We start from the raw sequence: 25,920 nt of genomic DNA, 5'->3' as shown, positions 1-25,920 counted from the left end.
TAACAGATTAGTCTAACAAGCGACCAGTACCGTAGTGAATATCTCTTACATAAGTAACACCAGTTACTACGTCAAATGCTGAACCTGGAGAGTTAGCACCTGTTTGAGTAGCTGTACCAGAACCATTGCTACCTACGATTACGTAGTCTTGACCAGATGGACCGGAGGTAAAGAATCTTTGATACAAGTTACCTCTGCCGTAGCCAGAACCACCGTTAGTAATTCTGATGGCTTGGATTTTACCTAAGTTAGGAGCACCACTTTCTATTCTGATACCTACAGGAGCTGGGTCGATTACCGCAGTAGCTTGTGTACCAGTAGCAGGAGCAGAAATGGTTACTAATGGAGGTTGGTGATAGCTCACTGCATTCCAACCTGCACTTTCTGCACTTGTTCCATTCACGAAGTTAGCACCTAAAGAGATACCAGTAACTGCACCGTTAGCCCCGATGCTGATTCTTGTACCATCAACAGGCGCAGCAGAGCCTAAACCAGCCGCAAAAGCATTGGTCAGTGAAGTACTCAAGGCATCAGATACAAACACCGCAGGTGCGCTCACGAATTGAGGAGTAGCAGGTAAGGTGATTCTACCTTGGTTAGCTTGTGCGCCTGTAAAGTTATTACCTACTCTTGTTACAGAACCATTAGACATAGATACAGGACCTACAAGGGTAGAGTTAGGTGTACTTAACAAACCAGCAATCTCATTGAAAGTCAAACCACCATCAGCAATAGCTACAGAAGGAGTTTGTGCATAACCAGAACCACCATTAGTTACAGTGAACTGTAAGAAGGCTGATTGAGCAGGCAATTCAAAACCGATGCTCAACGCATTTGAAAGTGCATTTCTCAGGTCTTTACCTGCTTGTACAGGAAGTACATTAGTAATATCTGTGCCCAAAGTGAACCAATTAGTAGCATTTGCAGGACCAAAATCGGCTAATGCGATTGCAGAGTTGCCTACTGCTGCACCAGTTCTTCTAAATGGATTAGGCATCAAAGTCATTGGCACTGCGGTAGTAGAAGCAGCATAACCAGCACCAGCATTAATAATCCTCACACCTGCAATGGTAGATACTCCATTAACTAAGTTTATGAAAGGAATACCCCATGCTTGTACTCCACCACCTGCTGGAGGATCAAATACCACTATCCATGGGCTTCCACCTAATAAATTAGTACCTAAATCTACAGTAATAGGAGAGTTAGGATTTAACAAAGTAGAAGTTACCAAAGTAGTATTTGAAGGATAACCAAATGCAGTAGCTGCGGAGAAGATGTTAGTAGTACCTACTGTAGGTGTTGGTGTAGTAATTACGTAGTTGTCCAAAGCCAAACCAGAACCACCTGCAAATGACAAAGCCGCCAAAGAGTTAGTAGTTCTTGAAGAACCAGGAGGCACTGTAGCAACTACGATTCGTAAAGAAATACCATCTATATTCCCACCTACGCCTGTCAGTGGGAAAGGAATAACATCAGCTGCTGCTCCATTTCCACCATAACCAGTAATGCCACTATAAACTCCTCCATTAGTAATTTCTATACGAGCTATAGAACCTGGAGGTGTATTAGAGTTATTAGCGTTAGCAGAAGTATTTAAAGTAAGTGTAAAAGAAGCAGGTGTAATACTTGGGAAAGAACCATTACCTTGTGCAGCAGCCACTGCGGTAGGCACAAATACATATCCACTTCCTAAGGTACTTCTTTGACCTGCTGCCGCTGCTTGCGTAGCTGGAGTCAATATAATTGACGTAGCACTTACTGTATAGTCTGTACCTGCTGTTCCCCAAGAAGGAGGGAATACATAAGCAGGTCCACCAGTAGCATCAAAGTTAAATTGAATACCTCCTGAACCATTTTTCTCAAATAAATTATTAGTAACAGCATCTTGAGACGGAATAGAACCGGGGTTACCATAAGTAAATACAGGTTGAGGAATGGAAGATAAACCGCTACCTTGGTCAGTTACTGTGATGGCAGTAATAGTACCAATAGAAGGCTCAGGTATTACCACTGCTACAGGAGTAGTAGCTGGAGGCAGAATGCTGCCAAAGCTAACTACTGGCAAAGCACCAGTGAAACCAGAAGTTACCGTAGTAGTAGTACCGAAACCATTGATGGTTCCAGCTGTTGTTCCTATTGCTGTAACATCAAAAGTAACAGGATCTGGATATCTAAACCCAAAACCACCGTCAGTTACTTGGATAAAGTTGCTGATTTGAGAACCAGTAGAGCCAGCTACTCTGAAACCAGAACCAACACCTACTACGTCATTTCTTGTGAAAGAAGCCACTCCATCGTTGTTAGCTCCTGACACCGCAGTATAACCAGAGCCTCCTGCGGTTACGTTTACCGCAGTAATAGTCTTACCTACCACAGTAGTACCAGCAGGAGTGTCAGCAAAAGCATCACCTACTGTACCTGTAGCACCTATAGAACCCGCCAAACCAGTACCGCCTGTACCTGAAAGCGTTACAGTAGGAGCTACTGCATAGAAGCCACCACCGCCAGTTCTAAGACCTGTTGCGAATGAAGAACCAATAACTTGTGGCTGATAAGAAACTGTTACTACTGCTGGAGTAGTGAAAGCTTGGAAACTCACTGTAGGTACAGAAGCATTCACTGGCACAGCGTCAGCAGTTACGTTAGGACCATACAAGTGACGTTGAGTAGTCAATAGACCACCTGCACGGAAGTAAGTCCTGTTAGCTACGATTTCGTCAGACTTCATGTTGATAGGAAGACCAGAAACTGTAGCAGGAACTAACAAGGTATAATCACCAGTAGCACCTACCGCTACTCTTGTTACAGGCGCACCAGCAGCTCCAGAACCAGTCGCTGGAGTAGCAGGACCGTAGAATATCTTAGTGATAGCACCTAAACCAGCAGTAGTAGAAGTACCCCCTAAGTTAGCACCAGCAGTACCAAAAGCACCTTGCTTAGCTAAGTAACGGTTAAAGAAAGTACCTTGAGTGTTGATACCCGCAGTTACGAAGATGTTATCTACTGCACCAGCTGCTTGGATAGCGGCATTTTGAGTATTAGCTAACTCTTCTACATCGTTTGTCAAATCAGTTTCGATGAAGGCACGACCGCGGATTCTCGCCATCTTAGCTCCATCAGTAGAGATTTCAAACAATGGGATTACGTTACCTACATACACAGTAGTACCGTTCTTAGGAGCTTGTACTACAGTATTTCCACTTCCTACCAAAGAAGTTTGACCGCCAGAGAAAGGACCTGTCAAGTTTACAGTGTAGTCAGCAGAAGTGTGGTTAGGAGCAGTAATCGCTACTGTAGCTTCACCACTTCTCAACTCGAAAGTAGCGATACCGTTAGTAGTTTGTACTGTTCTTGTTTGACCATACTGAGAAGTAGTAACAGAAGCACCAGTAACACCTTCAGCTTCTTCTACTCTACCATTAGAAACAGCAGAAGCAGTAGCAGAAACTACGTTTACAGTATAGAATACTCTACCACCTGCGTTTTCTCTGTCAAGAGAGTCTAATGCTCTTTGATAACGCAATAAAGCATTTCTATCAAGTCTATCCTGTGCGGTCTTGATAGAGTCGATGGTTCTTTGCGCTCTCAATCTTTGTAGTTCAAGATTCAAAGCGTCTCTCTCTGTGAACTGGTCCTTAGAGCAAGACGACAAGATAGCAGCTGCAGAGAGAGCTACTGCCAACGCCTTTACTGAGGATTTCATGAAGTTTTTGTTCATAGATTAGCGTTTTTAAATTAATTAATTGTAATTAAGTTTATTAATTTTCACGGCAAAGTTATTAAAAAAATCATGTTTGCAAACAATTCTATACAATTTTTTAAGAATTGCCCTCTGGTAGAGGTTTGCCATTTTTCTAATAACTGCTACCACCAAGACCCAAGTCAGCAAAAAAAGGTTGCAAGCCCGTGTTAATTTTTTTATGAAAAAGTTAAACTTTTTATTGGAAATGTTAAAAATTAGATTTGCTGCCTCGCTCAAAAGAGAAAGTCATAATCATTATAATAGAGTTCTTGCGAAAGTGTTTTTAATCCGTTAGGATTTCAATATTGGTAGTGATGCTATTAATTTTAATCAAAAACTCCATTGGGAGTTTAATATTCTTCGTTGTATGCAACTCCTAACGGGGTTGGAAGTGTTTTGAAGGGTGATGTGTTCTACCAATATATAACACCTATGGTGTATTTTTAAGCACAATTATTGAATTATGCTATGAAAATGAAATTTCTAAGGATTTCTATGCGGTACAGACCTACTTTCGCAAGAAGTCTAATAGAAGAAGCATAACGAAGCCTAAGATATTAACAAAAAATTTTGCTTGTTAAGTAAATACTTTATAATTTTGCAGTTCAAAATTGAATGCTTCACTGCAAGCAGCTAGGCGTGAGAGATTCAGTTTGAGAAACTTTCATATTAATTATTAAAGTTTACAAGCATTTGTTTTATTTTTCACAAATTGATAAGTGTTGGTGAGCGCATGTAAAGTCTAAGGACGGCATACTTACTGATACTTTATCGTAAAAAATTAATATTCATCATGCGTTACTTACGTTATTTACCAAAGGAAAAAAAGCAAGAAATTTTTGAAAAACACGGTTTTGAAAAGTCTAAGACCGACACAGGTTCGCCAGAGGCTCAGATTGCACTCTTTACTCAAAGGATTAACCACGTTACCGAGCATCTAAAAAACAACCCCAAAGACCACTCTTCTCGTTTAGGCTTACTTAAATTGGTAGGGAAAAGAAAAAGTTTGTTAAACTATCTTTACAAAAGAGACATTAACAGATACAGAGCAATCATTGCTGAGTTAGAACTTAGAAAGTAATTCAATAAAATAGTTTCAGGGGGTCTCTTTCAGAGATTCCCCTTTTGCTGTTTGAATCAAAGCAATCAAAATTAAAATATTGAAAATATAGATGCAATCACAAGCGATTATCAAGACTATTGAGATGCCTGACGGAAGGCAAATTACGATAGAAACAGGCAGATTAGCCCGCCAAGCTGATGGTGCGGTAGTAGTGCGAATGAACAATACGATGTTATTGGCAACAGCAGTGTCAGCCAAGGAAGCCAAAGAAGATGCTGATTTTTTTCCTCTCTCTGTGGATTACCAAGAAAAATATGCAGCTACGGGAAGGATTCCCGGCGGCTTTTTGAAAAGAGAAGGCAAATTGTCTGATTATGAAATCTTGATTAGTCGTTTGATAGATAGAGCTATTCGCCCGCTTTTCCCAGATGATTACTTGGCAGAAACCCAAATCAATGTAATCTTGCTTTCCGCCGATGACAAGGATATGCCTGACGCTCTCGCTGCCCTTGCGGCCTCTGCGGCGCTTGCCGTTTCTGATATTCCGTTTGGAGGACCTATTTCTGAGGTACGCGTCGTTAAGTTTGAAGGAGAGTATTTTGTTAATCCTACCAAAGAAAAAATAGAAAAAGCAGACTTGGACTTGGTAGTAGCCGCCTCTATGGACAATATCTTGATGGTAGAGGGAGAGTGCAACGAGGTTTCTGAGGAGGAGATGTTAGAAGCACTCAAAGTCGCTCACGAGGCTATCAAAATCCAGTGCCAAGCACAAATAGAACTGAGCGAGTTTTTAGGAAAGACCCAAAAACGTCAGTACAGCCACGTAAAAGAAGATGAGGAGCTAAAAAAATATTTATTTGATACTTATTATGATAGATATTATGCAGTGGCTAAGTCTTGCATTGCCAACAAACAAGTTCGTAGTGAATCTTTTAAAGCTATAGAAGAAGAATATTTTGCAGGATTGCCTGAGGATACTACGGTAGATAAAAACATTGCTAAGCGTTATTTCCACGATATTCACAAGAAAGCGGCTAGAGATTTGGCTTTGAACGAAGGTTTGAGATTAGACGGGAGGAGAACAGAAGACATCAGACCTATTTGGTGCGAGGTAGATTACTTGCCTATGCCTCATGGCTCTGCTATTTTCACCAGAGGAGAAACCCAGTCGCTCACTACGGCAACCTTAGGGACTAAGTTAGATGAGCAGATGATAGACGGTGCGGTCATAGCAGGTTATAGTAAGTTTATTTTACACTACAATTTCCCTGCTTTCTCCACAGGCGAGGTAAAACCAAACCGAGGTCCCGGTCGTCGTGAAGTTGGTCACGGGAACTTAGCTATGCGAGCTTTGAAAAGAATTTTACCGCCTGAATCTGAAAATCCTTATACTATACGCATAGTTTCTGATATTTTGGAGTCCAATGGTTCGTCTTCTATGGCAACCGTCTGTGCAGGTACTTTGGCGATGATGGACGCAGGCATACGCATCAAGTCGCCTGCCTCAGGGATTGCGATGGGTATGATTTCAGACCCTTCCACCGGTAAATATGCCATCTTATCTGATATTTTAGGAGACGAAGACCATTTGGGAGATATGGACTTCAAGGTTACAGGCACAGTCAACGGCATTACTGCCTGCCAAATGGACATCAAAATAGATGGACTTTCTTACGAAGTATTAGCCCAAGCCTTAGCCCAAGCCAAAAGGGGAAGGCTACACATTCTCAACGAAATGGCGAAAACTATTTCTGCACCAAGAGAAGATTACAAACCTCACGCACCACGCTCAGTAAGTATTCAAATCCCAACGGAACTCATAGGGGCTGTCATCGGACCGGGAGGGAAAGTAGTTCAAGAGATTCAGAAAGAATCAGGAGCTACCGTTATCATTGAGGAAAAACCCAATCACGGTCTGGTAAGTATTTTTGCAGTGAACAAAGAGGCTATGGAAAAAGCCTACACCAGAGTAAAAGCCATAGTAACCGAGCCTGAAGTAGGTGAAGTCTATGACGGAGTTGTAAAGTCTATCCAGCCTTTTGGGGCTTTCGTAGAGTTTTTGAAAGGCAAAGAAGGACTGTTGCACATCTCAGAAATCAAATGGGAACGCTTAGAAAATATGGACGGCGTGCTTGAGGTAGGGGAAGAAGTCAAAGTAAAACTCATAGAAATAGATAAAAAAACAGGCAAGTATCGCCTTTCTCGCAAGGTTTTATTACCCAAACCTGAAGGCATGAGCAGCAATAGTGGGGGCAGTAATGGCGGGGGAAATAGAGGGAAATTGGATAATAAAAATAATCAAAAAAAAGATTATGATAAAAGACGAAAATAGAACTTAACTCGTTCTGTTTATGTTTAGTATTGAAATCTAACTCTTATTATACGTCAAACTAAGTTTAAACCGCATATTTCTGTTATTTAAACTGCTTTTTGGAGTTAGTAAATTTTATTTATTTGATATATTTTTCACTGGGTAACAAAATTATAGGTAGTAAAATAGATGAGACAGCTTAAAATCAGTAAACAAATTACCAACAGGGAGAGCCAATCTCTTGACAAGTACTTGCAGGAAATTGGTAAGGTGGACTTACTCTCTCCAGATGAGGAAGTGGAATTAGCAAAAAGGATTCGCGAGGGCGATCAACTGGCTTTGGAAAGACTTACCAAGGCTAACTTGCGCTTTGTGGTTTCTGTGGCTAAACAATATCAAAACCAAGGACTTTCGCTGGGTGATTTGATTAATGAAGGTAACTTAGGTTTGATTAAAGCGGCGCAACGCTTTGATGAAACCAGAGGCTTTAAGTTTATCTCTTATGCTGTTTGGTGGATTAGGCAATCTATCTTACAGGCATTGGCTGAGCAATCTCGCATTGTGCGTCTGCCTCTGAACAGAGTGGGTTCTCTGAACAAAATTTCTAAAACTTTCTCTGAATTGGAGCAAAGATTTGAAAGAGAGCCTTCTCCTGACGAATTGGCAGAAGTGCTTGACCTCCCTACTTCCGAAGTAGTAGATACTATGAAGATTTCAGGTAGGCACGTTTCTATGGACGCACCTTTTGCTCAAGGGGAAGAAAATAACCTTCTGGACGTATTGGAAAATGATGGGGAAGAAAAGCCAGACACAGGTCTGATGACTGACTCGCTCAGGCGCGAGGTTCAGCGTGCTTTATCCACACTGACTCAAAGAGAAGCCGATGTAGTGGCTTTGTACTTTGGATTGAACGGTGAGCATGCCATGACTTTGGAAGAGATAGGAGAAAGGTTCAATCTTACCCGCGAGCGTGTAAGGCAAATCAAAGAAAAAGCTATTCGCAGATTGCGTCATACCTCGCGTAGCAAAGCATTGAAAACATATTTAGGATAAACTTTAAAACCCTCCATAAGAACGGAGGGTTTTTTATTAGCAATATGTATTTATAAAAAAACATCTGGCAATCAAAGATTACCAGATGCTTGAGTATTCAGTTAAATGTATGCAAATATAAAAAAATAAAATACAACTCTATGTACTAATTTACTGATTTTACTGTAACCTAATATCATCAAAATAAACAGGGTCTATTTGGTCGCCTTCATTGCCAAATTCTTGGAAAATAATGCCTTTGAGGTCTGCTTCATTGCCTAAGTCGCTTACGTTCAACACCACTTCTGTCCATACTTTTGCTTTGATGGTAAGGGTAACACCTGTGTTACCAGATGGGGTTCCATCATCTTTAGCCCTGTAGAAAACTTTGATTTTCTTGTCGTTATCTTCGCCACCATAGACCCAGAATTTCAAGGTTTTAAAATCTGAGGCTTTTACAGAGTTAGGATTATTCAGCCAAAGTGCGCCCCAAGCAGAGAACACTACCTTTATAGAATTTCTACCAGATTTTACTTTGGTCTGGTCTCCCAGAGTTACTCTTGCCCAAGACCAGTTCTGGTAGCCATTTTGGAGTTGGTCGTCGTAGAGAAAATAGCCTGCTCCCTTAGGCGAGAAATCTATCTTGGAAAGCCCTGCTCCTCCTTCTGTAACGACCTCTATGGGAGCTTTTTCCACCCCTTCAGGCACTTTTACTTTGATTTCTGTTTCGCTTTTAGATACTATCTCTGCACGCTTCCCACCGAACCTTACTTCTATCACATTCATAAAAATTTTCCCTTTGAGGGTGATTATATCTCCTGCTGCGCCTTCAGTAGGCTCGAAAGCATCTATTACAGGTGGTGGTTGTAAAACTTTAAAATTGGTTTCTTTTTTCGTAGCATCGCCACCAGAGTTAATCAATACGAGTTTTTGCATACCATATCTTACTTCAGGAGGTACGCGTACCATCAGCACATCGTTGGTATTATAGACCGGGTTGAAGCGTGCGTTAGTTTCTCCAAAATACACTTTTTGCATATCTGCCAAACCATTTCCTTTGATAGTAACCAAAGTACCGGGTAAACCCTCTGCAGGGAAAACTTCGGTGATATTGGGCGTAGGAGCAACATTGTCTTTTTGGCAAGAGCTTAGCCCGAATGCTACCAAAATCACTCCTATAATTTGTTTTATATATTTCATTTTCATTTGTTTCTTCAATTTTAAATGTTAGATGTCGGTCTTTAGATATTTGTTGTTAGTTTAGTTCCTTGTTTTTAGTTCTAAAAAAAAAAAATAAATCACAAACAAGGAACTATGAACTGTACTCTGCCTACCTTTTTACTTGAAGTCATAAGGTACAGGCGGTTCTAATAGTTTAGGATTCTGGTCTGTTTCTGACTGAGGCATCGGCAAGAGGAAGTCATTATTTGTTGGTGTTACTCTTACCGAACCAATTTCTGTATCGTTATAATAAGCCCCTCTTTCCTGATTTGAAATGATAGAGATTGCTTTTGCTCTATCTATTCGCCCTAAATCGTACCAATAGTCATGCTCTAAGAACAGTTCTATACGTCTTTCGTGTAAAATATCGTCAAAGGTAAGTAATACTTTAGGCGGTAGTCCTGCCCTTGCTCTTACTCGGTTAAATGAGGCAAGTGCTTGGGCATCAGTGGTACTTGTGCCACCTGCTAAAATAGCTTCTGCATGAATGAGTAAAACCTCTGCAAAACGTAAAATATTGGTATTGATGCCTGTACGCATAAAGTAAACGGGACCATCAGGAGAAGTAGGCGAGCCAACTATGTATTTACGAATGTTGGCATGAGTTGGCGAAATAAAATTGTCCTTTGGATAGGTATAGCCATTAGGATTTGTTTTAGAGGTTAGCTCAGGGTAGAACTCTCCTGGGGTCATGATAGAGGGCTTTCTGCGTTTATCATTAGGTTCGTAGGCTCTAATGAAATCAATAGAAGGCGTAAGCGACCCCCAGCCATCGCCTGTTTCGGTGATGCCTTGCCCAAAAGGAGCAAAATAAGCCTGATTGGTGTTTTGCTGTCCCCAGCAGTCAGGGCAGGCAACCCATTGCCACGCAAAAATAGACTCTCTGTTGTTATTATTTTTGGTTCTAAAAATGTCTGCGTAGTCTGGCAATAAATCATATACGCCAGAGTTGATAACTTCCTCTGCCTTTTGGCGTGCTTTTGCATAATTTTTTTGATACAAATACACTTTTGCCAATAAAGCCTTTGCCGCCCCGCTTGTTACCCTGCCAGCATTAGTGGCATCGTATCTAAGCGGGCAGTTTTGCTCTGCATATTCCAAATCCATGATGATAAACTTATAAATGTCCTCGACATTATGGCGTGGAATACGGTAATCTCCTGTTGCGAGTGCCTCAGAGTTGGCAATAATAGGCACTGCCCCCCAAGTACGCACCAAGTAGAAGTAAGCCAAAGCACGCATAAATCTCCCCTCGCCTACTGCTCTTTTCACCAAGTTTTGGTCTATACTTGCAGGGGCTTTTTGAGGCAAAATATTAATCACGCTATTGGACATTCCTATTACTTTGAAAAGAGAACTCCATGCCTCGTTTAGTCTTGGGTTGTCTTGGCGTACACTAAACTTCATAAAGGGGTCGTATTGCCCATCGTAAGTATGCAAGTTGCCTCCCATGAGGTCGCCTATGGCATAGACAGTTTTATCATTGAGATTGAACCAAGGGAAACCATACAAAGAAGCCGTAAAAGCATTGATTTGCTCTGGAGTTTGGTAAAAGTTATCTACTGTAATTTGGTCTAATGGAGGCTGTTCCAAGAAATCTTTGTTACAAGCCATTACTGCCAAGCAAAGGAAAATAGCAGTAAAGTATTTTAATATTGTTGTTTTCATATTTTACTAATTATGAATAATGAATGATAAAATTATGAGTCGAGTGAACTATCTTGTTATTAAAGTTTATGAATTATAAACATTTGACTATGATTTAGTTAAACAAAGAACACTGCTTTTTAAATCTTTTGAAAACATTTATAATTCATTATTGATAATTCATCATTAAAATTCAATATTAAGCCCAAGTGTATAGGTGCGTGGATTAGGATAGTGTCCGTTGTCCACATTCATTAGCAAGGCATCTTGGTTATAAGCCCCAAGTTCAGGGTCATACCCTGTGTATTTGGTAAATGTCCACAAGTTTTGAATAGCACCATATAATCTTAACTTGCTTAGTCTAAATCTATTAAGGAAGTTATTAGGTAATACATAGCCAAAAGCGATGTTTTGGATTCGCAAGTAAGAGCCATCCTCTACAAAGCGGTCAGATACCCTGTTGTTGCCGTTAGGGTCGCCTAAGACCATTCTTGGCATCGTATTGCTTGGATTGTCAGTTGTCCAGCGGTTGGTAACACTTCTCAACTGATTCATGGCTACCCCATTCATGCCTTCTGTATGGCGGCGAGTAAAGTTAAAAATCTTGTTACCATACGAACCTTGCAAGAAGATAGAAATATCAAAGTTTTTGTACGTCAAGCTATTAGTAAATCCAAAAGTAAACTTAGGATGTGGGCTACCAATGTAGGTACGGTCATTTCCGTCAATAACTTGCTTGCCATTTACAGGGGTTTCATCTAAGTTTTTGAAGCGAATATCGCCTACCCAAGTCCCATTGCCTTGTGCTACTTTATCCGCTTGAGCTGGTGCGCTATTTACCTCGTCTAAGGTTTGGAAAATCCCATCGGTTACAAATCCATAAAATTGCCCTACGGGTTGCCCTACCGCAGATTTAGTTACTGTATTGAACCACTGCACGTTGCGGAATATGGCTGATTTATCATCTACTAATTCCAATACTTTATTTCTGTAGGCAGACAAAATCAGTGTGCTTCTCCAAGAAAAACCATTAGCGTTAATGTTTTCAGTATTAACGGTTAGGTCAATCCCTTTATTCTGCATTTTCCCTAAGTTTACATAAGGGGCTTGAATATCGTCCCAATTACTTCCTGCCCCTGTATAGGCGGGTAAAGGCAGAATATAAAGAAAGTCTTTGGAAGTTTTATCATACACATCTACCGAGAAAGTAATCCTGTCGTTGAACAAACCTACGTCTAAACCTAAGTTAGTTTGAGTGGCAGATTCCCAACGCACACTTGAATTAGGGATTTTGTCCACGAAAAATCCTGTGCCGTAAGCAGTAATGATAGGTTTGAGTGCTGCACCAAATGCGTAGTTATTGATGTTCTGATTTCCTACTACGCCGTATCCTGCTCTTAACTTCAAATTGCTGATAGATTTAATATCTTTCATGAAACTTTCATTGGAAATAGTCCAAGCACCAGCCACAGAAGGGAATGCCCCCCAACGATTACTGGGTCCGAATTTAGATGAGCCGTCTATTCGGTAAGTAACCGTCAAGTTATATTTATCTCTGAATCCATAGTTTACACGACCAAAAACAGATTCCAAGGTAGATGCACCCTTGCCGTTTTCATTGGTAGCACTTATGGCTGTACCTGCATTAAGGGCTTGCACATCGTTAGAGTAAAACCCTGTACGTGTGCCACTTAACCATTCATACTGGGATTTCATTGCCTCATGCCCAATCATTCCCGTTAGCTTGTGGTCTTCGCCTATACTTTTGTTGTAAGTCAAATAATTTTGCCACATCCAGAAAAAGGACTGATTGTTTCCTCTGATGTATTTGTTTTGCGTATTGATAACCGCTCCCCACTGGTAAGTAGGATTATAGGCAGTATTTTCAGAGTAGGTAATGTCCCCACCAAAGGAACTCCTGAAGGTCAAGCCTTTATACAAGTTTACGTCTGCATAAAAGTTTCCTAAAAAGCGATTTTGCATTCTTCTTACATCTCTAAGCAATGCCATTGCTACCGGATTCGTTTGCAGTCCAGAGTTAATGTCCTCAGGACCTCCCCAAGAACCGTCAGGATAGCTTACAGGAATATTGGGGGCTTGCAAGAGAGCGGCACTCACTACCCCGTTGTCGTCGTCTGTGAGCGTAACTCTTTGGTTGGTACGGCTTGCAGTAATACTTGTTCCTATTTTTAACCAATCTTTGGCTTGGTTGTCTAAGTTTACCCTAATAGTGTAGCGGTCAAAATTTGAGCCTACAATGATGCCGTCTTGTTGGAAGTATCCACCTGACACATAATATTGAATCTTGTCTTTCCCGCCAGAAAGCCCAATTTGGTGATTTACGATAGGAGCAGTGCGGAAAATTTGACGTTGCCAATCTGTACCTTTTCCAAGCAGACTTACATCTCTGAACTCCTCTTGGGGTTGTTGGCTATTTTCTGCACGTATTTGATTGATAAAGGAAGCGTACTCCTGCAAATTCATTACAGGAAGGTATTTAGGCACTTGTTGGAAGCCGTAATAAGTATCGTAGTTGATTTTAGAATCATTCGCCTTGCCTCTTTTGGTGGTGATAAGCACCACTCCATTAGATGCCCTTGAACCATAAATAGCTGTGGCAGAGGCATCTTTGAGAATATCTACCGAAACAATGTCGGCAGGATTGATAGAAGAAAGAATACTTTGGGAAGTTTGCCCGCCGCCACCACCAAAGGCAGAAAAAGCCTGCGACTGCACCCCATCACCTGTAAAAGGCACACCATCAATTACATACAAAGGCTCATTGCTACCTGTAAGCGAGGTAATCCCACGAATACGCACTGATACACCGCCTCCGGGTTGCCCTGTATTTTGTGTAACCATTACCCCTGAAGCCCTGCCCTGCATGAGTTGGTCAATACCTGCCATAGGTACAGTTTTCAACTCCTGTGCTTTGATAGAAGAAATAGACCCTGTTACATCTTCTCTTTTCTGCTCGCCGTAGCCTACCACTATGATTTCTTTCAAAGCCGTAATGTCAGGGCTGAGTTTTACGTTCATTACTACTTGCGAACCTATAGGCACTTCTAAGGTTTTGTACCCTATGGAGGAGAATAATAATACTTTGGCATCATCTGGAACGGAAATGCTAAACTTCCCATCGCTGTCCGTAGTAGTTCCTACGGTTGTATTTTTCACTACTACGTTTACCCCCGGCATAGGCAAGTTTGTTTCCTCATCTATTACACGTCCTGTAATCAGTTTGGACATTCTCATGCCAAACTTCACGGATTTGGGAGTAAACATTTCTATCAAGTCGTCAGTAACATGTGTCCTTTGCTGTCCTATTTCTCCCTCCTTTTTCTGATTTGCCTTTGTACCACGTGAGTTTTTTTGGGTAATGACATACACTGATTGGTCAATTTTTTGGAAAGTCAGGTCTAAGGGAGTTAAGAGTGCTTCTAACTGCTTATCTAAGTCCTCATCGGTTTCCATAAACTTGACGATTTGGTGATTGACCAATTGAGGATTGTAGAAAAAACTTATCTTAAAGCGACTTTTCAACTTTTCTAAAGCCTCATTCAAATAAATCTTAGAAGCAGGAGCATACACCTGTGTAAGGCTTTTCCCACTATTTTTTACCAAGACTGCAGGGTAGTCTTGGGCAAACGTAGGAGAAAAGACCAGCCATGCACAAATTGCCATAAGCAATTGTTTAATCGTTTTGTTAGTTTTCATTTTCATAATCTACATAAGTGGTTTGTGTTTAAATAATACCTTTATTTATTTGAAATTATCAAAGAGTCTTTTTTAACCTCTATTTGTAAGTTATACATAGCAGCTAAGGCTTTGAAAAGCAGCTCTTTATCCTTGATAGGTATTTCCCCTGTTACCTGCCTTTCTGCCAATTCCTTGTTTACCAATACTACCTTAATGCCATAAGTATCCTCCAAAATCTGAGCAATGTCCCGTAGCGATGTTCCATCAAAGATGAGTTTTCTATCTTTCCAAGAAGTATGAAGTTCTGTTTTTACCTCTCTGACCTTCAGCGTCTTAGTAACTATATCGTATTGGGCAATTTCTCCCGGTGCCATGATGACCTCTTTAGGCTGTGAGCTTGCAGTTTGTATGAGTTTGATTTTCCCTGATTGTAAGACAACTTTGGTCTTTTTGCGGTAGCTATTCACATTGAACTCTGTGCCTAATACCTCTACATCAAGCCCTTCGGTATGAACAATGAACTTATCTTTTCGTACTGTTCCTCTTTTATTGACTTGAAAAAACGCTTCTCCTTTTAGGAAAACCTCCCTATCTGTCCCCTCTTCCCACACCTGCGCATACTCTATTTGAGAATTGGAATTGAGAATTACTTTTGAGCCATCGGGCAAGGTAATAGTTTTTGTTTCTCCAAAAGCGGTGATATGTTTTAGCTGTGGATTTTGCAAATAAAGCAAGCCCAAAATACTTACTAAAAGCAGTGCAGTAATTGCTGCGGCTATTTGTAAATGTCTTTTGGAAAAAATGTTGAATACTTTTGTCTCTTTTTTTGCTGTTTTTCTATGACTTACCTGCAACTTATTTGTATTCTGTTGGATTTTTTGCCACAATGCCTCTTCGGAGGTAGCATCAAAGTCAGTTATCTCTATTTTCATCATCAAAATCATCAAACGTACTTGCTCTACTCTCTGTTGGTGTTCAGGATTCTCGGCAAGCCAATTTTGCCAAAAAGCATTTCGCTCAGGCGTTGGATTTTTTACCCATGAGGCAAAATCGTTTGCTACTAAAAAATCATCGAGGTTTTTTGGGTCGACTTTCATTTTCTTAGTTTGTTTTGTTGTGAAGACAAGTGTACTGCAACTACCAATTTGCCCTCTATCTAACCATAAAGTACAGAAGGTCGGTGTGCTTACTCACTTGTCAAGAAAAATTTTTTAAAGTTTTTTTTAAATCAAATGAATATGATTTTTAGGCATTGTTTCACCTAAAATCTGAAATGCAAAAGTACAAGAATTGCTAAAATAGAGAGGTTCATTTTTTTTCTCAACACTTCTAATGCCCTGAAAATAAGATTGTAAGCGGATTGCTGTTCTACTCCCAAAATTGCAGCAATGTCTTCGTAGCTCATATTTTGGTAGAAGCGCAAGTAAATAGCTTCCTTTTGGCGTTCAGAAAGTTGTTGGATTGCCTGTTGCAGACGCTGCTGTAATTCTTGGCTTTGCTGCTCCTCTATGAGCAGGGTTTCTACAGAAGCAATGAGTTGGAAGGGTAAATTTTCTTCTTGACCGTCTGCATTTATCCATTTTTTATGCTTTTCCAAACTACGCAAAATACGATTGCGGAGTGCTTTTATCAAGTAGAATTGTATGCGGTCTGTCTCAGCAAGTTTTTCTCTTTTTTCCCAAATATCTACAAAGACATCTTGCAGGCAGTCGCTAATAAACTGTTTATCAACTACAAAGCGATAAGCATATTCATAAAGCACCCTCACGTGCAGACGGTAAATCTGCTCGTAAGCGTGCCTGTCCCCCTGCTTAAATGCCTGCCAAAGTTGTCTGTCATTTTCCATTGTATTTGCAAACGTATAAATTCTAAGGTGGAAAGAATAAAATATCAAATTATTTTTGTACTCAAATAAAATAGATTTTTTTGTGAGAGATATGCAAATTTTAAGAAATTTAAACTACTTGCTTAGCTTATTTTTGTGTTAAGTTATAGAATAAAAATAGCCCAAAAGCAAAAATACTCCAAGTGAATGACTTAATGAATATATAGAGCTTGGATTTTAGACGAAAAAGAATGATTTTTTGCTTTAAAGCCAAAAGTTTTGTAAGTTTGATAGATTGTACCTATTCATCAAGAAAGTCATGAAAGAGAGCAGTAATCCATTGTTAGAGAAGTACATCACTCGTTTGTTGGACTTGCAACAACGTTCTGCCGAGCAGCTCACCCAAGCAGAAATACAGGAGATAGCTAAAGAAATTGGCTTGACAGAGCAGGACTTAGCAGAAGCCACACAAACGGTCAAAGATGCTATCCAACGTAGCCAAACCTACCAAGAAGCAGGAAGGTGGAAAGAAGCAGAAAAAGAATTACAGTTAGCGGCAGACCTCCAGCCCTTTGATGCAAATATTGAATCTTTATTGGCGAGTTTTTACCTCGAGAAATGGAAAAAATTTCATCGCTCAGAAGATTTCCAAGCTATGGAAATACACATTGAGAAATGCTTATCGCTCTCCCCAAGACATGCCATTGCTACCCAACTTTTAAAGGATTTAGACACAGAAAAACGTAGAAAACAAAGAAACAGGAAAATCAAAATTGCCTTAGCGGTAGTTATTCTACCTTTTTTGGCAGTAACGACACTATTTTTTTTGAATGAAATAGGTATTTTTGACCCTACGCCCACAGGTTTTGAGGGGCGTACTTATCAGATTCCCGTAGAGTTTGTCCCTCATGCGGAGGCAGAAGGCGTAAATATAGCTATGAACTATTGCGAAATTAGGCATAGTGAATATACAGGAAGCAACTCCATAGACTATACTTGCTTAGGAAAAATTACTTCGCAAAAGTTTGAAATACAAACACTTCGCCTAAAAGCAGAATTTTTAAATGAAAAACAACAAGTAGTTGCGACTGATGACTATGTGTGGATAGTCAATGCCAACAATGCAATGAATCGCTATCAAGATGGATTTACCATTCACCCCCAAGACCGTCTTTCCTTGTCGCTTGGTGAAGGTTTTGGAATGATTTATTTCAAAGACAATCAACCACCTACCGAAATCAAAAAAATGCGCCTGTTAGTAGATGTCATTCAACGTTATATGCCTCCAGCAAGCTATCCTGTTTATCCTACTATTCCGCTTTCATGGATTTCAGTACCACCAGACTATCTCACATTTGAAGCAAAAGAAAGACAAAATAGAAGCATAGAAGAACAAGACGATGCAACTACTATTCACCTGCTTAATGTAGAAATTACTCATACAGGCACAGCACCTTGCAGGGAACTGATAGTACAGTTGGATTGGCTTGATTTAGAGGGAAAAGTCATTTCCTCTAAGGATATTCCTTTGATTAGCCTGAAACACGAGCCATTTATGCCTAATGAAAGACTGATATTTTCTGAGGTCAATTACTGTCGTTCTCCTACTTTCAACTTTCCCCAAGCCTTTGCGTCTTATCAGTTGAGAATTAAAAGTGCCAACTAAAAATAAAATTACCTGTCAGTAGGTTCGCGGTACTAACAGGTAATCTTTGCTTGCCAATGTTTTTCTTACTTCACCACCTTCAACAACTCCTCTACTGCTTTTTCCAACTGCTGGTCTTTGCCTTTGCTAATCTGCTCAGGCTCATTTTTTACTTGAAAATCAGGTACTGTTTGGTTGTTTTCTAACCATTCGCCCTTGCTGTTTTTGGCACTGACAGGCACCGCACCCCAGCGCGTAAAACCGTCTTGCAAGAGTTCCCAACCTGCAAAGCTACACGTACCTGGGACGGGCATTCCTACGGTTTTGCCAATACCTAAGTCCTTGTAACCACAAGCAAAGCAATGTCCATCACTGTAATTGGATTCGTTGAACATTGCCAAACTTGGTTTTGTCCAACGGAAAGTTGGTTCGTAGCCCACTGAGCGGCTTTCTATGGCGTAGTCTAAAAATTTTTTCCCTGTGAAAAACATGGCTAAGTCAGAAACAAGGTCGCCACCGCCATTGAAGCGTGTATCTACGATGATGCCTTTTTTATCGTGGTACTTTCCCATGACTTCCTCATAGACAGTGCGATAGGGTGCATCGCTCATGCCGGGTATATGTACGTAACCCAACTGCCCCTTGCTGAGTTTTTCTACTTCTTCTTGGTTTTTGCGAACCCAACGCATGTAAAGCAAAGCATTTTCCTCTCCAAGCGAAATAGGTTTGACGGTAATTTGCTGGCGAGTCTTAGTATCGGGGTCATAGACTTGCAAGGCAGTAAAATTCCCTGCTTTGCGATTGAGGAAGGCAGCATAATCTATGTTGGCAGTGAGGGCTTCGCCGTCTATTTGCTCTATAATCATTCCACTGCGAACCTTGATGTTCTCTTTATCCAAGGGACTACCTTTAAGAATTTCTGCTATCTTTACGCCTTCTCCTGTATAGTCATAATCTATCAAAATGCCCAAAGAAGCCGTATTGTCCTCATTGGGAGAAAAAGAGCGATAGCTTGCCCCTGAGTGCGAAACATTTAGCTCTCCTAACATCTCAGAAAGCAACTCCGCAAACTCGTAACCTGTACCTATCGCAGGCAACTTGGCTTCATAGACTTTCTTCAGCTCGTCCCAGTTTGCTCCATGAAAATTGGAAATGTAAAACATGGATTTAGTACGCCTCCACACATGGTCAAACATATATTGGCGTTCCGCAGCGGCATTGAGGTTTAGTTCGCTTCTGATACTTACCGATTCTCTCTTTTTGGACTCAGGATTGATTTTGGATATGCTCCCATCAGCTAATAAGAACAAGTTTTTCATTTCCTTGTCCCAAGTCAGCCTGCCAAAGTTTGCTCCTAATTCTATTTCCATTTTGGTTTCTTTGGTTCGCAATTTGGTACTCCAAAGATTTAAGCCTTTTTCAAATCTTGCTAAATAATAGAGCGTTTCTCCATCTTTGGACAAAACTGCATCGCTCAAAGCAGAGGAGTGGATAGTCAAGCGGGCTTTTCTATCTTTAATTCCCTCTAAATCAATGACTAAAGAACTATCTTTTTTTACTTCTGTTTTCTTGTCTTTGCTTTCTTTTTCCTTGTCTTTCTTAGCTTTTTCCTCTATTTCCTTAAGCAAGGCATAGTCCTCTTTGCTCATTCTGAACCTATCCCAACTGTCTTGGGTAAAAAATGTAGCATATACGTCTGACTGGCGCGCACCACTGTTGGCATAGCTACGCAAGCCATCTCTGTCGCTAAACCAAAGCATTTGCTTGCCCTCACTTACCCACTTAGGGCGAAAATCGGAATAGCCGCTCTCGGTCAAGTTTACCATTTTGCCCTTGCCGTCACTTGGTATTAGCACAATTTCCGAGTTAGCCATGACGGGATTGTACTCTGCCAATATCCACTTTCCGTCAGGACTCCAGCTAAAATATTGGTCGCCGTCTGACATATAGTATAACTCGTTGGGAGTAAGCAAGGTACGTACCTGCTTAGAAGCGAGGTTGAGGATTTTGAGCGAAGTTCTGTTTTCTATGAAGGCAACTTCCTTTCCGTCAGGAGAATATTGGGGCTGGTAGTTTTCATTCTGATTTTTAATCAGTGCCTCCTCCTTCAGCAAAGTAGAAGCATAAAAATATGGCTCATCGCTTTTTACTTTTTTAGTTTCATAAATGCTCCACAAGCCGTTGCGTTCGCTGGCATACATAATGGCATTGCCATCAGGAGAAAAACTCACAAAGCGTTCTTGCTCAGGCGTATTGGTAATGCGTTTGGTTACTCCTCCTTCTACTGAAGAGGCAAAAACCTCCCCCCTGACGATATAGGCTATTTCTTTTCCATTAGGAGAAACGGACATCTCGCTGATATTCCCACTGATAGGGATGATTTGCTGATTGTTTTTTTTCCCTTCGGTACGAATCGTGATATTTACTTTTGTAGGTTTTCCCCCTGCTTTGAGGGTGTAAATTTCTCCATCGTAGGTAAAGCAAAGTGTACCCTCATTAGCTATGCTCAAAAAGCGAACAGGGTGCGGTTTAAAAGAAGTAATTTGCTGTTTTTGAGAAGGATTCTGAATATTCAATGAATGAACATTGAAGTTTCCACTCTCCTCGCTGAGGTAATAAATGCTTTTCCCATCGGGAGAAAAAACGGGGTTGCGGTCTTCTCCTGCAAAAGAAGTCAGCATTTGATGCTTGCCCGTATTTTTGTCAAAAATCCAAATGTCTCGGGCAATAGCAGAGAGGTGATGCTTTCGCCAAGCATTTTCTCCCCCTTTCTTGTCGTGGTAAATGTAAAATTGCCCATTCTTGCTCACCTGTACGTCCTCGGCTGGTACAGTCCAAACCTGTTGCACCCTGCTCCCATTAACAGCTACTTGATAAAGCTCTGGTTGAGAGGCAGTAGGGTACTGACGATGACTAACCGCATCTAATCGCTGTCCTCCCAAAAGTACAAATTTGTCATCAGCACTAAAAGTATAAGGATACTCAGAATTGGAATGATAGGTGAGGCGAGTAGGTTCTCCGCCTAAAGCATCTATCACAAAGACATCAAAATTGCCAAAGCGGTCAGAGGCAAAGGCTATCTTCGTGCCGTCCTTGCTCCAAACAGGCATAAAGTCATGCGCCTCATGAAAAGTCAGTGGCTGTGCTGTTCCCCCTGCCGTAGGCACTACATACAAGTCCCCCTTGAAAGTGAAAGCGATTTTAGTGCCGTCAGGCGAAATAGCCGCATACCTAAACCAATTGGGGTTAGTTTGGGCAAAAAGACAGTGGCAACAAAGCCAAGTAATGAAAAATAACGTTTTTCTCATAAGTTTAAGTTAAAGAATAAGATGAAATTAGAAAAACAAAGTAAGCGAATTATCAGTGAGAAGTAGGGAAGTTTGGTATTTTTTTGTAGGGGGGTAAAAATTAGATTTAAAATTTGTTTTGGGAAAAGATTAAATTGGAAATGTAGTAGGGTAGAAGGAGAAATTAATATCAAATTTTCTAAACAATATTTAACATTTTTTAACTACCGATGCAAGTTTTTTGCATCCTCTTTATTTTCCTTTGCGTGAAATCAGACATATAAGTAATAATTATTGCTTGTTTGCCTAATATAATCATGTAGCTACATTAATACTCATTTGACTTATTTATTAATCTAAAACTTGAAATTTTATGTTGAATGAATTAAAAGGAAAATTTCCAAATTTCCAAATTTCCAAATTTCCAAATTTCCAAATTTTCTGGCAAAGTTTTTTTGCGAAAGTTGCAAATTTTTGTATCAATATTTTGCATTGCTTTTTTCTCTGCGTGTAATAAAGGGGTAAATATTTCTCCTGAAAGTGATAATAGTCTAATAAATACTAATATGAGGCTTGAGTACAAAAGTTTTGATTATGATGAAATTAATCAGAATCTTGAAAAGGTAGCTTTCTCGCTTGCGGCACAAATGAATGACCCTGAGATTCGTAAAATTATTAAAGATGAAGCATTAAAGCAATTTGATGGAGATTATGATATTCTTTACAATCATTTAAAAAACATAAAAACCAAAGATGGAAAATCAATAGGAGAAAAATTGATGCTTAAGAACAAAAATATTCATGCACAAGCTACTAAAATACCTAAATTTCAACTTTCTGTACCTATAAACTGCGAAAGTTGGGATACAGAAAATCATATCCCACTTGTAGTCATCATACCACAAGGAAAAAGTGATAAAGAAATATCACGACTAAAAGCAATTGACTATAAAGGTAATATACATTTTTTAGATGCTAAAAAAGTACCTAATGAGCCTGTAGTTGTATTGAATGAAAGTGAACGTACTGATGAAAACGGAAATTTACTTGAAAACTTAGTTTTATCAACAAATAGGAATCTATCAAACGGACGTTTAGAAAATAGTGCAGAGTATCTTGGCAGAATATATGCACCCAATCCAAGCGCACTTGAGGCATGGTGGGATAGTAATCTGGAAATGAGACTTGTAGTTTCTGTACGTCCTAATGGAGGTACTCCTACAAGTGTGATTGATGCCATATACAACGCATCAAGAACTTGTATCTCAGAACAACACTCTAATGGGCAACATGGTTGTTATTTTGGAAACTTTTTGTTTACATGGCTTCCAAGCTATGGGCAAACAATTACCTATACTTGGATAGAATATGATGGAGGAGGATTAGATACATTAACTTTTTCCGTATCATATGCGCCTCCTAATAGTGGGATTACCTCGACTATATCAAGAACAATAAATAGAAGTACTTGGGACGAACACGCAAATCAAAGTACAGTTTGGAGAGGCGAAGCCTCAAATACAGAATATGGAGGCGGTTCTATCTTTTCTTTTAGAATATTCTTTTAATACTCAAAGTACATATATAGAAAATGTAATCTCTATGTATGTACTTTAACCTCATATCTTGATTACTACTTTTTTTTTAACACCATGAAAAAATTATTTATTTTATATTTGTTGCTATTAAGCAATTTTGCTTTTGCCCAAGAAAAAGTCTTAACGACTGACCTCAAATTAGGGGTAGGGCGTGCTGTCTTAGGAACTGGAGATTACCAGATGTATCGCTTTGAAAGTGAGCTTACTAAAAAGATAACTCAGTGGGTAAGTGCATCTGTAGCCATTTATATAGGAGTAGGCTATGACAATACACTTTTTTTGCGACAGGTCAATGCGGTAGGAACAGATTTGAACGTGTTTTTGTCGCCTTTTGGAAATCATCGTACACACAACTTTAAAATAGGTACAGGGCTAACAGGTATTTATGCCAATATCACCGCCTCACAAGGAAGACGCTCCATCTATGACAGTGATTTAAACACTTTTACTGTTATAGAAAATATCACAACTGAAGTTCGTAGAACTACGGGATTTAGTATCATCGTTGAGCATGAAATCAGCGTAGGAACTCGATATTTATTGGGTATGAAAGCTATTATGCAACCATATAGTAATACAGATATTTTGGTTGGTTTTAATTTAAAGTTTGGAGTAAAATTATAAGTTTTCTCTCACAAGAAACCATCATTTTTTTTATTTATATCAGCAAGCTTTGCTATATTTGTCTTAAATGCTAAAAGGAGAGTAATTCTTTTCATAAAGATTTATTACCCCTTATTAGCATTAGCCTGCTTTAAACTACCAAACCTATGAAAGCTAACGATAAATTAAAAACTTTATCTTATTTGCATTACCTTATCAAGCACAAAAGCACAGGGAGCCCTGAACAATTAGCAGAAAAATTAGGTGTATGTAAACGCACCGCTCAAAACTATATTGAATATTTGAAAGAATTAGGTGCGCCAATTAAATACTGTCATTTTTCCATTTCTTACTGCTATACAGACATGTGGGACATTAGACTGCCTGAAGGCTAATAAAACTCCTTATTCTTTTTATTTTTAATATTGCAAGTTAAAAAACATCTAACAATGAATATGCTTTTAAAAACTATATGACTAAGTTTTTTATTTGCTGCTTTAATCAAGATAATAATTCCATGGAGTATTAATACCATACTTGCAGGCAAAAAACGTAAAGAAGCCATTAACTTATTTCGCTGGAGTGAGTTTTTAAAAGAAATATTATTTTATTGGGTTATATTTTTTGTAGTTTTTTATGTTGGCTCTTTGATATATGAAATTGGTACAGCTGCTGAAATTAAAGCTATAGTTGCAGTTTTATCTCTTTCTTTACTTCCTTCCAGATTTTATCATAAAACCTATGTTCTATCGCTATATCAGTAGTGATTATAAAGTAGATACTGAACTTACTCACTGGCTACGAACCTACTCAGGACTAAATAATATTGAGGCGGGCATCTTGAACAAAGACCTTAAAAATGCTTTTGCTATGGGAATTAAGCCTTTCAAGCAAGTCATAGAGATAGGAAAGCCTTTGATAGAACAGATGAAAGAAGAGGAGCAGAAGACAATCATTCTCCACGAGTTAGGTCATATCAAGTATAATCATTTAAATATTAATGGACAAAAATTAAATTGATAGGTTGATAACAATAAATAGAGTTTTCTAAAAATAGTACTAAACAAAGAAACCCTTTTAAGGAAATAAACCTTTGTTTGCATAAAGATTGCCCTTGTCTGAAGACCGATTCCATATCAAAATATCTTTGGTCAGCATATTTGTTTTGCTTCATTGGCTTATTCTTTCGCTCATTAAGAGCAGTCAAGATAGCAAAAATATACGCAAGGGTAAGCATTGCAAAAATCAACCTAATTTTATTTAAATCCTTGATTCTCAAATCTTCCAAATTGTACTCATTCGTTTTTAAATGTTTGAAAAGTAATTCTATTTTCCATCTTAAACGATATAGATTAGGGATTTGACGTTTATCAACTACATTAGTAATGTAAATACATTCTTCATTGCTTGTATTGTCTTGTTTGTTAGTCTAAACTGTCTTCCTTCACTGTGAACTAAGGCAGAGGCTTTTTTCTTTTTACGCGCTCTTGCTTGCAATTTTTCATAGCTACGCCCTGCTATCAACTGGTTTGTGAACATACCCCGCCTGACCCGACAAATAAAATGAAGCCCTAATTCTTCTATTTCTGCAAACCAAGCTTTGCCTATCAATTCTCGGTCTGCAATAATGATAGTTTTTTGTAAAGGGAAGTAAGCACAAGCTACTTTCAAAAATTTAATTCGTTCTTTTTCAGAAAGCACCCCTTTATGCTCATAAATCTGAAAATAAATAGGAATAGCTACGCTTGATAGTCCACAGCCAAAGTAAGAATGTGTAGTCGGGCGGCGATCCGCTTAAAGCTCCCTATTTCCCACTCTGTAGCGTCCAAATAACAGAAACGGATATTTTTCTGGAGCAAAGAAATCCCATACTGTAATACATAATACCAAAGTTTACTGCTGGAATTAGCTTGTAAAAAGCGACTTAATCTTTTGTAATGACCACCAGATGTAGTTTTGTACTTTTCCGTGATTTTCCCCACCTCATCTCTGAGTGTATAAAGGCTTACTGTTTTACCTTGAATAAGGCAGGCTATGAAAACAAATAAATTTTTAACTACAATAGGGCGAATTTCTTTATATTGTGTACTAAATTTGTTTATATAAGGAGTCATAAAGGTTACTTTTATGTTGTGGAAAACTCAAAAGTCTATCTTTAGCTCCTCATTTTCAAAAACTTGCTACAATTTGTCTATTAATATTAAGCGAATTATCAGTGAGAAGTAGGGAAGTTTGGTATTTTTA

The 25,920-nt window shown here is 39.3% G+C and carries 18 protein-coding genes; 8 read left to right on the top strand and 10 right to left on the bottom strand.

All coding sequences use genetic code 11. From position 1 onward, the window contains the following. Positions 1 to 7: 7 nt before the first annotated feature. Positions 8 to 3,721: a beta strand repeat-containing protein gene (locus BM141_RS05750; protein WP_091541551.1), complete on the bottom strand. Its 3,714-nt coding sequence runs from the start codon at positions 3,719 to 3,721 to the stop codon at positions 8 to 10. 817 nt (positions 3,722 to 4,538) lie between these two features. On the opposite strand from BM141_RS05750, the gene rpsO reads away from it, so the two are divergent. From rpsO to BM141_RS05730, 3 genes are all read left to right on the top strand, one after another. Beyond that, complete coding sequence (gene rpsO / locus BM141_RS05740) at positions 4,539 to 4,826, top strand: 30S ribosomal protein S15 (RefSeq protein WP_091541545.1); 288 nt, start codon at positions 4,539 to 4,541, stop codon at positions 4,824 to 4,826. Between the two features lie 91 nt (positions 4,827 to 4,917). Then, a complete protein-coding gene (gene pnp, locus BM141_RS05735; RefSeq protein ID WP_091541542.1) occupies positions 4,918 to 7,140 on the top strand; it encodes a polyribonucleotide nucleotidyltransferase in 2,223 nt (740 codons plus the stop codon). Positions 7,141 to 7,308: 168 nt separating this feature from the next. Continuing rightward, positions 7,309 to 8,172, top strand: coding sequence for a sigma-70 family RNA polymerase sigma factor (locus BM141_RS05730; protein WP_091541541.1), 864 nt, complete (start codon positions 7,309 to 7,311; stop codon positions 8,170 to 8,172). A 159-nt stretch (positions 8,173 to 8,331) separates the two neighbouring features. Here BM141_RS05730 and BM141_RS05725 read toward each other — a convergent pair whose 3' ends face one another. The 5 genes from BM141_RS05725 to BM141_RS05705 all read right to left on the bottom strand — a co-directional run bounded on the left by BM141_RS05725 (position 8,332) and on the right by BM141_RS05705 (position 16,564). After that, positions 8,332 to 9,357 carry an IPT/TIG domain-containing protein gene (locus BM141_RS05725; RefSeq protein WP_091541537.1) on the bottom strand — a complete coding sequence of 342 codons (1,026 nt, stop codon included), beginning with the start codon at positions 9,355 to 9,357 and terminating at the stop codon, positions 8,332 to 8,334. 132 nt (positions 9,358 to 9,489) lie between these two features. Beyond that, complete coding sequence (locus BM141_RS05720) at positions 9,490 to 11,040, bottom strand: RagB/SusD family nutrient uptake outer membrane protein (protein ID WP_091541534.1); 1,551 nt, start codon at positions 11,038 to 11,040, stop codon at positions 9,490 to 9,492. 165 nt (positions 11,041 to 11,205) lie between these two features. Then, entirely contained in the window at positions 11,206 to 14,742 is a 3,537-nt protein-coding gene (locus BM141_RS05715) for a SusC/RagA family TonB-linked outer membrane protein (RefSeq protein WP_091541531.1), read from the bottom strand. Between the two features lie 35 nt (positions 14,743 to 14,777). Next, a complete protein-coding gene (locus BM141_RS05710) occupies positions 14,778 to 15,815 on the bottom strand; it encodes a FecR family protein (protein WP_091541529.1) in 1,038 nt (345 codons plus the stop codon). Between the two features lie 164 nt (positions 15,816 to 15,979). Next, the gene (locus BM141_RS05705; RefSeq protein ID WP_091541526.1) at positions 15,980 to 16,564 is read right to left on the bottom strand and encodes an RNA polymerase sigma factor; all 585 of its coding nucleotides are present in this window, start codon (positions 16,562 to 16,564) and stop codon (positions 15,980 to 15,982) included. Between the two features lie 298 nt (positions 16,565 to 16,862). On the opposite strand from BM141_RS05705, the gene BM141_RS05700 reads away from it, so the two are divergent. Further along, the gene (locus BM141_RS05700) at positions 16,863 to 18,209 is read left to right on the top strand and encodes a tetratricopeptide repeat protein (protein WP_091541523.1); all 1,347 of its coding nucleotides are present in this window, start codon (positions 16,863 to 16,865) and stop codon (positions 18,207 to 18,209) included. Positions 18,210 to 18,274: 65 nt separating this feature from the next. Here BM141_RS05700 and BM141_RS05695 read toward each other — a convergent pair whose 3' ends face one another. Then, a complete protein-coding gene (locus tag BM141_RS05695; RefSeq protein WP_091541519.1) occupies positions 18,275 to 21,496 on the bottom strand; it encodes a S41 family peptidase in 3,222 nt (1,073 codons plus the stop codon). Between the two features lie 545 nt (positions 21,497 to 22,041). Here BM141_RS05695 and BM141_RS05690 point away from each other — a divergent pair. The 4 genes from BM141_RS05690 (at position 22,042) to BM141_RS05675 (ending at position 24,696) form a co-directional block, all read left to right on the top strand. After that, positions 22,042 to 23,043 carry a DUF3103 family protein gene (locus tag BM141_RS05690; protein ID WP_091541515.1) on the top strand — a complete coding sequence of 334 codons (1,002 nt, stop codon included), beginning with the start codon at positions 22,042 to 22,044 and terminating at the stop codon, positions 23,041 to 23,043. An 84-nt stretch (positions 23,044 to 23,127) separates the two neighbouring features. Then, complete coding sequence (locus BM141_RS05685) at positions 23,128 to 23,697, top strand: hypothetical protein (protein WP_091541512.1); 570 nt, start codon at positions 23,128 to 23,130, stop codon at positions 23,695 to 23,697. Between the two features lie 146 nt (positions 23,698 to 23,843). Next, entirely contained in the window at positions 23,844 to 24,071 is a 228-nt protein-coding gene (locus tag BM141_RS05680; protein ID WP_091541508.1) for a helix-turn-helix domain-containing protein, read from the top strand. A 346-nt stretch (positions 24,072 to 24,417) separates the two neighbouring features. Further along, on the top strand, positions 24,418 to 24,696 hold the full coding sequence (locus tag BM141_RS05675; RefSeq protein WP_091541505.1) for a M48 family metalloprotease: 279 nt from the start codon (positions 24,418 to 24,420) through the stop codon (positions 24,694 to 24,696). Here BM141_RS05675 and BM141_RS23760 read toward each other — a convergent pair. The 3 genes from BM141_RS23760 to BM141_RS05660 form a co-directional block, all read right to left on the bottom strand. Then, entirely contained in the window at positions 24,674 to 25,006 is a 333-nt protein-coding gene (locus BM141_RS23760) for a hypothetical protein (RefSeq protein WP_394331673.1), read from the bottom strand. The two genes, BM141_RS05675 and BM141_RS23760, sit on opposite strands and share 23 nt — an antisense overlap. A 44-nt stretch (positions 25,007 to 25,050) precedes the next feature. Beyond that, a complete protein-coding gene (locus BM141_RS05665; RefSeq protein WP_143090816.1) occupies positions 25,051 to 25,347 on the bottom strand; it encodes a hypothetical protein in 297 nt (98 codons plus the stop codon). A gap of 68 nt (positions 25,348 to 25,415) precedes the next feature. Further along, positions 25,416 to 25,790 (bottom strand): hypothetical protein, encoded by a 375-nt coding sequence (locus BM141_RS05660; protein ID WP_091541494.1) that lies wholly within the window; start codon positions 25,788 to 25,790, stop codon positions 25,416 to 25,418. Between the last annotated feature and the right edge of the window lie 130 nt (positions 25,791 to 25,920).

It is taken from the genome of Thermoflexibacter ruber, from assembly GCF_900113045.1.
Lineage (GTDB): Bacteria > Bacteroidota > Bacteroidia > Cytophagales > Thermoflexibacteraceae > Thermoflexibacter > Thermoflexibacter ruber.
This window is presented reverse-complemented; position numbering and strand designations above follow the sequence as displayed.